The 7,712-nt window shown below is 71.9% G+C and carries 7 protein-coding genes; 4 read left to right on the forward strand and 3 right to left on the reverse strand.

The window, feature by feature from the left end; genetic code table 11:
* Positions 1-4: 4 nt before the first annotated feature.
* The gene (locus AB0M59_RS23155; protein ID WP_364618084.1) at positions 5-1,213 is read right to left on the reverse strand and encodes an anhydro-N-acetylmuramic acid kinase; all 1,209 of its coding nucleotides are present in this window, start codon (positions 1,211-1,213) and stop codon (positions 5-7) included.
* Positions 1,214-1,353: 140 nt separating this feature from the next.
* Here AB0M59_RS23155 and ftsY point away from each other — a divergent pair, with 140 nt between their 5' ends.
* The gene (ftsY, locus tag AB0M59_RS23160; protein ID WP_364618086.1) at positions 1,354-2,646 is read left to right on the forward strand and encodes a signal recognition particle-docking protein FtsY; all 1,293 of its coding nucleotides are present in this window, start codon (positions 1,354-1,356) and stop codon (positions 2,644-2,646) included.
* On the opposite strand, the gene AB0M59_RS23165 is transcribed toward ftsY, so the two are convergent.
* Positions 2,643-3,131 (reverse strand): hypothetical protein, encoded by a 489-nt coding sequence (locus tag AB0M59_RS23165; RefSeq protein WP_364618087.1) that lies wholly within the window; start codon positions 3,129-3,131, stop codon positions 2,643-2,645. The genes ftsY and AB0M59_RS23165 overlap by 4 nt on opposite strands.
* Positions 3,132-3,277: 146 nt before the next feature.
* Between AB0M59_RS23165 and AB0M59_RS23170 the strand changes: the two genes are divergently transcribed.
* A complete protein-coding gene (locus AB0M59_RS23170; protein ID WP_364618089.1) occupies positions 3,278-3,778 on the forward strand; it encodes a GNAT family protein in 501 nt (166 codons plus the stop codon).
* A 158-nt stretch (positions 3,779-3,936) separates the two neighbouring features.
* On the opposite strand, the gene AB0M59_RS23175 is transcribed toward AB0M59_RS23170, so the two are convergent.
* Positions 3,937-4,713 carry an IclR family transcriptional regulator gene (locus AB0M59_RS23175; protein ID WP_364618090.1) on the reverse strand — a complete coding sequence of 259 codons (777 nt, stop codon included), beginning with the start codon at positions 4,711-4,713 and terminating at the stop codon, positions 3,937-3,939.
* 113 nt (positions 4,714-4,826) lie between these two features.
* Between AB0M59_RS23175 and aceB the strand changes: the two genes are divergently transcribed.
* Positions 4,827-6,404, forward strand: coding sequence for a malate synthase A (gene aceB / locus AB0M59_RS23180; RefSeq protein WP_364618092.1), 1,578 nt, complete (start codon positions 4,827-4,829; stop codon positions 6,402-6,404).
* Complete coding sequence (locus tag AB0M59_RS23185) at positions 6,405-7,592, forward strand: aldolase/citrate lyase family protein (protein ID WP_364618094.1); 1,188 nt, start codon at positions 6,405-6,407, stop codon at positions 7,590-7,592.
* The last annotated feature ends 120 nt before the right edge of the window (positions 7,593-7,712 follow it).

The raw sequence follows: 7,712 nt of genomic DNA on the forward strand, positions 1-7,712 counted from the left end.
CTGTTCATCCGGCCTTCTCCGCGACTCGCAACCGCGTCACGGTGCCCCCCAGCGGGGCGGGAAGGATCAGGGGCCCGGCGCCCGGGACGAGCGCGCCGAGCAGGCGCGGCCCGCGGGCACCGGTCGCGGACGGCACCGTACCGGGTACGCCGCACCAGGTGAGCCAGCCGAGCAGCGCGGTGAGGTACGCCTCCTTGCCGGCGCCGGGCAGGCCGAGGTCGTCGCTGGTCTTGAGCACCGCGTCGGGCAGGTTCCGGGCCAGCGCCGTCATCAGGGCCGGGTTCGCGACACCGCCGCCGGAGGCGATGACCGTCGTGACGCCGTGGCGCAGGCACTCACCGGCGACGGTCACCGCGGTGAGCTCGGTCAGCGTCGCCAGGAGGTCACCGGAGCCGACCGGCGGCAGCCCGGCGAGGGCGGCGTCGAGGTAGGGCGCGTTGAAGTACTCCTTGCCGGTGGACTTCGGGGGCGCGGCGGCGAAGTACGGATCGGCGAGCAGCCGGTCGAGCAGGTCGGAGCGCACGGACCCGCCGAGCGCGAGGCGGCCGTCGACGTCGCTGCGGCGCCCGGTGACGCGGTGCGCCGCGAGGTCGAGCAGCGCGTTGGCGGGCCCGGTGTCGTAGGCGATCGCCGGCTCGCTGTCGGCGACCACGGTGATGTTCGCGATGCCGCCGAGGTTGAGCGCGGCGACCGGGTGTCCGGTGTCCTGGGCCAGGCCGCGCAGCCACAGCTCGTCGAACGTGCTCGCCAGGGGCGCGCCGTGGCCGCCCGCGGCGACGTCCCGGGCCCGCAGGTCGGCCAGCACCGGCAGCCCGGTGCGCTCGGCGATCCAGGCGGGCTGGCCGAGCTGCAGCGTGCCGCGGACGTGGCCGTCCTCGACCCAGTGGAACACCGTCTGGCCCAGCGAGGCGACGAGGTGTGCGTCGCCCCCGGCCAGTTCTTCGGCGCCGCGCGCGGCCGCGTCGGCGAACGCCTGGCCGACGCCGGTGTCGAGCCGGGTCAGCTCGCCCGCGGTGCAAGGGTTCGGCGGCAACGCGGCGAGCAGGCCTTCGCGCAGCGGTTCAGGGTAGGGGACGTCGAGCTCGCCCAGCGGCGTCATGACCACGGTGCCGTCCTCGGCGTGCAGGTCGGCGGCGGCCACGTCGATGCCGTCGACCGACGTGCCCGAAATCAGCCCGATCACCCGGAAGCCGTGGCTCGCGCTTTTCCCCATCCGGAGGGGTTTAGTGCAGGGTCCGTGGTGGCGCAACCCCGCGCGGTGAAGTCTTGGCCCAATCGGGATCTACATCGTTATGAATTGCCTGTGCGGACGGGGTGTCCGGGTCTCCGCGGTGCGGATGAAAGGATGGGCGCGTGTCGAGCACCTGGTTCTTGTTCGTAGTCCTCGCCGTCGTCGTGCTGGTCGCCCTCCTGGTGACCGGCCTGCTGGTCGCGCGCCGGCGCCGGATCACCCTGGACGCCCAGCGCGAGGTCGAGGAGAAGCCGAAGGGCGGCTCCTACGCGGCCAGCGGGGGCATCGCGCTCGCGCCCGGCGGGACGGCTCCGCCGGTCGAGGAACCCGCCGTCGAGCACCCCGTCGAGGACCGGCCGGAGACCGAGGGGCAGCCCGCGGTGGGCGACGACGCCGCCGTGCCGCGTGACTCGGCGCAGCGCACGGTCCGCGACGTCAAGCTCCCCGAAGAGCCCGCGACCGCTCCCGTCGTCGAGGAGATCGACCCGGCGACCGGCCGCCTGGAGCGACTGCGCGGCCGGCTGTCGAAGTCGCGGTCGGTGTTCGGGACCAGCTTGCTCGGCTTGCTCGGCGCCGGCGACCTCGACGAGGACTCCTGGCAGGACGTCGAAGACACGCTGCTGATGGCCGACCTGGGCGCGGCCACCACGACGCAGATCGTCGAGCGGCTGCGCGACGAGCTGTCCCGCCGCGCGATCCGGTCGTCGGCCGAGGCGCGCGAGGTGCTGCACGAGGTGCTGACGGCGCAGCTGTCCATGGACAGCGAGCGCGCGGTGCGGGCGCTGCCGCACATCGTCGACGGCAAGAAGCAGCCCGCGGTGGTCCTGGTGGCCGGCGTCAACGGCACGGGCAAGACGACGACCACGGGCAAGCTCGCCCGCGTCCTGGTGGCCCAGGACAAGTCGGTGGTGCTGGGCGCGGCGGACACGTTCCGCGCGGCGGCGGCCGACCAGCTCCAGACGTGGGCCGAGCGCGTGGGCGCGGAGGTCGTCCGCGGCAAGGAAGGCGCGGACCCGGCGGCGGTGGCGTTCGACGCGGTCAAGCGTGGCGTGGACACCGGCGTCGACGCGGTGCTGATCGACACCGCGGGCCGCCTGCACACCAAGACGGGCCTGATGGACGAGCTGGGCAAGGTCAAGCGCGTCGTGGAGAAGCAGGCGAAGGTCGACGAGGTCCTGCTGGTGCTGGACGCGACGACGGGCCAGAACGGGCTGATGCAGGCCCGCGTGTTCGCCGAGGTCATCGACGTGACGGGCATCGTCCTGACGAAGCTGGACGGGACGGCCAAGGGCGGCATCGTGTTCCAGGTCCAGCGCGAGCTGGGCGTCCCGGTGAAGCTGGTCGGGCTGGGCGAAGGGCCGGACGACCTGGCGCCGTTCGAGCCGGGTGCCTTCGTGGACGCCCTGCTGGGCTAGATCCGGAAGAGCGGCGTCCCGTCCGCCTTGCGCAGGCCCAGCTGCAGCAGCACCGGCGTCGTCGGGCGCTGGACCGGGATGAGGAACGGCGACGTCCGGCGCGCCGCGACCGTCAGCCGGGACCAGCCGATGCCTTGCAGCGCCGGGCCGGAGCGGGTGCGCCGCAGCGGGTCGACGACCATCGCCGCCCCGAAGTAGCGGCCGCCCGGCACCGCGATGCGCGTGGTGTGCCCCAGCATCACCGAGAACACCGTGCCCGTGCGGCTGCCGTCTTCTTGCAACGTGAGGATCACCGGCGTGCGCCCCTTCACGGAGACGTGGTGCCGCACGCTGATCTCGACGGTCCCGGCGGGCGCGCCGGCCGGGTGCGGCCACGCGGGTGACGGCGGCGAGCCGTCGAGGGCGCGGTCGACCAGCCGGTCCAAGAGGTTCGAAGCGGCGCCCTGCGCGAGCCAGGCGAGCGCGCCACCGGTGTGCGGGTCCATCGGCGGTCCCTCCGGCGAAAATCGGATGACGGGCGGCCGCGTGGCCGCGCACACTCCGGGGCATGCCCGGTTGACGCACGTCCGCTCGTGCCCCTCCTCGTAACAGACGTCCCCAAGCCGTCATTCGCTACGAAGGAGGAACCATCATGACCACCATCCACGGCGAGCGGGTGCTCCTACGCCCGATCGTCGCAACCGACCGCGCTCGTCTGCGCGAAATCCTCGCCACCCCGGAAGTCGCCCGCTGGTGGGGCGACCCGGACGTCGAGACCGAGGGCCTGTACACCGTCGAAGAGGGCTACTCCGTCTACGCGATCGAACTCGACGGCGTGGTCGTCGGGCTGATCCAAAGCTGCGAGGAGCTCGACCCGCAGTACCGTCACGCCGGCATCGACATCTCGGTGCACCCGGACTTCCACGGCCGCGGCATCGGCACGGACGCACTCCGCGCGCTGGCCCGTCACCTGCTGGAGAGCGGCCACCATCGGCTCACGATCGATCCGGCGGCGTCGAACGAAACCGCGATCCGGGTCTACACGAAGGTGGGATTCCGGCCGGTCGGCGTACTGCGCGACTACGAGCGCGCCGCGGACGGCACCTGGCACGACGGGCTGCTGATGGACTTGCTGGCGGGGGAGCTGACCTGACCGGCGAGTTTCTCGTCCACTAGCTGGGCGAGCTGAACAAGCTGCTCGAGGCGGCTGTCCAGCTCGGCGAAGACACCGTCGAGCGTGCGTTCGCGGTTATCCATGGGGTTCTCGGTACTGGCACGATCGGACTCCGAGTGACCGGGTCTGACTCAGAGTCAGACCGTGACTGCCGCTTGGGACAGGCTCGCGCCCAACGCGTCCGCCACCCGCTGCACCGCCGGGGCGATATGCGCCACGGCCTCGGCGGTCAGCCGCCCCGAGGGCCCCGACACCGAGACCGCCGCCGGCACCGGCGCGCCCGGCACCGCCACGGCGACACACCGCACGCCCAGCTCCTGCTCCGCCTCGTCCAGCGCGTAACCCTGCTGAGCGATCCGAGCCAGCTCGACAGCCAAAGCGTCCGCGTCGGTGAACGTGTGCTCCGTGTACGCCGGCATGCCCGTCCGCGAAAGCAGCGAGCGCACGTCGGACGACGGCAGGTGCGCCAGCATCGCCTTGCCCACCCCCGTGCCGTGCGGCAGCAGCCGCCGGCCGACCTCGGTGAACATCCGCATCGAGTGCTTCGAGGGCACCTGGGCCACGTACACGACTTCGTCGCGCTCCAGGACCGCCAGGTTCGCCGTCTCGCCGACCTCTTCGACCAGCTCGGCCAGCAGCGGCCGCGCCCACGCGCCGAACTGCATGCTCGCGTTCTCGCCCAACCGGATCAGGCGCGCGCCCAGCGCGTAGCGGCGGTTGGTGTTCTGCCGGACGTACCCCAGGTCGACCAGGGTGCGGATGAGCCGGTGGATCGTCGGCATCGGCAGCCCGGACAGCGTCGCGAGCTCCGACAGGCTGGCCTCCCCGCCGGTGTCCGCGAGGTGTTCCAGCAGCTCGAAGGCGCGCTGCAGGGACTGGACGCCGCCGTCGCGTCCGTTCTTCTCCGCTGCCACCGGTGGCCCTCCTTACGTCGGCGTTGAGGTTCCGCTATGCAGAAACTATAGTCCGGCTGGTAGAAAACCGTAGGGCCGTTATCCAAAGATCCGAACCTTCGAGGTGTTTCCCCATGTCTTCTGAAGTCCAGGTGCTGGGCGAGCCGGTCGAGCGCGGCGACGAGATCCTCACCCCGGCGGCGCTCGACTTCCTCGCCGGGTTGCACGACGCGTTCGCCGGCCGTCGCGACGAGCTGCTCCAGGCGCGGAGCAAGCGCCGCGAGGAGGCCCGGACCACCGGCAGGCTCGACTTCCTGCCGGAGACGAAGGAGATCCGCGAGGGCGACTGGCAGGTCGCCGGCGCCCCGCCCGCGCTGCGCGACCGCCGCGTCGAGATCACCGGGCCGACCAGCCGCAAGATGACCATCAACGCGCTCAACTCCGGCGCGAAGGTGTGGCTCGCCGACCTCGAGGACGCCAACACCCCGCACTGGGCGAACGTCGTGTCCGGCCAGGTCAACCTGTACGACGCCGTCCGCGAGACGATCTCGCTGGAGAGCGGCGGCAAGAGCTACGCGCTGAAGGACGATGTCGAGCACGCCACGATCGTGGTCCGCCCGCGCGGCTGGCACCTGCCCGAGCGCGGCCTGTCCTTCGGCGGCCGCGAAGCCGTCGGCGCGCTCGTCGACTTCGGTCTGTACTTCTTCCACAACGCGGCCGAGCTGCTGAAGCGCGGCAAGGGCCCGTACTTCTACCTGCCGAAGATGGAGAGCCACCTCGAAGCGCGGCTCTGGAACGACGTCTTCACGCACTCGGAGAAGGCGCTCGGCATCGAGCACGGCACCGTCCGCGCGACCGTGCTGATCGAGACCATCCCGGCCGCGTTCGAGATGGAGGAGATCCTCTACGAGTTGCGCGAGCACGCGTCGGGCCTCAACGCCGGCCGCTGGGACTACCTCTTCAGCGTGATCAAGTACTTCCGCGACGCGGGCGAGAAGTTCGTGCTGCCGGACCGCAACTCCGTCACCATGACCGCGCCGTTCATGCGCGCCTACACCGAGCTGCTGGTGCGCACCTGCCACAAGCGCGGCGCGTTCGCGATCGGCGGCATGGCCGCGTTCATCCCGAGCAAGGACCCCGAGGTCAACAAGGGCGCCTTCGACAAGGTGCACGCGGACAAGTCCCGCGAGGCCGGCGACGGCTTCGACGGCTCCTGGGTCGCGCACCCGGGCATGGTCGAGCTCTGCAAGGAGGAGTTCGACAAGGTCCTCGGCGACGAGCCGAACCAGCTCGGGCGCACCCGCGACGAGGTTGACGTCACCGCAGACCAGCTGCTGGACGTCGCCTCGACGCCGGGTGGCGCGACGGCGGGCGGCCTGCGCGCCGCGGTCGACGTCGGCGTCCGCTACATCGCGTCCTGGCTGAGCGGCAACGGCGCGGCGGCGATCCACAACCTGATGGAGGACGCGGCGACGGCGGAGATCTCGCGGTCGCAGATCTGGCAGTGGGTCAAGAACGGGACCACCCTGGACACCGGCGACGTCGTGACGTCGGAGCTGGTGCGCGGCGTGCTGGCCGACGTCCGCGGCGAGCTCGCCCGCGAGCTGCCCGCCGACCGGCTGCTGCCGGCCGTCGAGCTGTTCGAGCAGGTCGCGCTGGCCGACGAGTTCCCCGACTTCCTGACGCTGCCCGCCTACGAGCGGATCAAGTAGGTGCGTCTTCCCGAAGACGTCTACGACGCCGCCGACGCGCGCCTGGCCGAGGCCGACGCGCGCGTCGCGGCGTCGTACCCGGGGGAGCGGCCGGGACGGCAGCCGGTGCACACGGTCTACGTCCCGGCGTCGCAGTACCGGACCCGCCTGGTAGCCGACTGGGGCAAGCAGGCGATGCGCGTCTTCATCGAGCACGCCGAGCTCCTCGGCGTCGACGACGGCGTGTACGAACGCGTCCGCGCGAAGCTGCTGACCGAGCCGATCGAGGACCTGCGGATCGACTTCGAAGACGGCTTCGGCCGCGTGCCCGACGACGTCGAGGACGCGGCCGCGCGGGCGGCGGGCCAGACCCTGGCCACCACCGGCGGGACGCCGTTCTGCGGCATCCGCTTCAAGAGCTTCGAAGCGGCGACGCGCCGGCGTGGCATTCGCACGCTCGACTTGTTCTTGGGATCGCTGCTCGAGAACGGGCCGCTGCCGCCCGGGTTCGTCGTCACGCTGCCGAAGGTGACGGCGGTCGAGCAGGTGTCGGTGGCCGCGGAAGTGCTGGAGCACTTGGAATCCGCGTACGGGCTCGCCGCGGGGACCCTGCGGTTCGAGGTCCAGATCGAGACGGCCCAGTCCATTGTGGACCTCGACGGGACGCTGTCGGTGGCGCGGATCGTGCAGGCCGCGGCGGGCCGGTGCTCGGGACTGCACTACGGGACGTACGACTACAGCGCAGGGTTGGGCATCGCCGCGGCGTACCAGAGCATGGAGCACCCGGCGGCGGACCTGGCCAAGGGCTTGATGCAGGTCGCGGCGGCCGGCACCGGCGTCCGGTTGTCCGACGGTTCGACCAACAAGCTTCCGATCGGCGACGCGCTCCCGGAAGCGTGGGCCGAGCACCTCAGGCTGGTCCGCCGGTCGCTGGAGCGGGGCTTCTACCAGGGCTGGGACCTGCACCCGCACCAGCTGCCGACGCGCTTCGCGGCGACGTACACGTTCTACCGCTCGGGGTTCCCCGCGGCGGTGGAGCGATTGCGGGCGTATGCCGAGAAGCAGGCCGGAGGAGTCCTGGACGAGCCGGCGACGGCCCAGGCGCTGGCCGTGTACCTGCTGCGCGGCCTCGACTGCGCGGCCCTCGACGAGAGCGAGCTGCCGTTCGGGCGGCCGGAGCTGGAGAAGTACGCGCTGCGGCTCGCGTGAGGGTCGTGAGTGAGAAACAGTGTTAAAGCCTCGGCCAGCGCGTCCCAGGTCCCCGTCCGCCGCGCGAGGTCGACCATCGCCTGCCCCGGCGGTGTCATCAGGCCGGCGGCGGTCAGCCGG

This window comes from Amycolatopsis sp. NPDC051371 (assembly GCF_040682155.1).
Classification (GTDB): domain Bacteria; phylum Actinomycetota; class Actinomycetes; order Mycobacteriales; family Pseudonocardiaceae; genus Amycolatopsis.

What these genes read in the sequence shown, in the direction of transcription:
- AB0M59_RS23155 (WP_364618084.1), bottom strand. Translation starts at nt 1,213, where the DNA reads ATGGGGAAAAGCGCGAGCCACGGCTTCCGGGTGATCGGGCTGATTTCG.
- AB0M59_RS23165 (WP_364618087.1), bottom strand. Translation starts at nt 3,131, where the DNA reads ATGGACCCGCACACCGGTGGCGCGCTCGCCTGGCTCGCGCAGGGCGCC.
- AB0M59_RS23170 (WP_364618089.1), top strand. Translation starts at nt 3,278, where the DNA reads ATGACCACCATCCACGGCGAGCGGGTGCTCCTACGCCCGATCGTCGCA.
- aceB (WP_364618092.1), top strand. Translation starts at nt 4,827, where the DNA reads ATGTCTTCTGAAGTCCAGGTGCTGGGCGAGCCGGTCGAGCGCGGCGAC.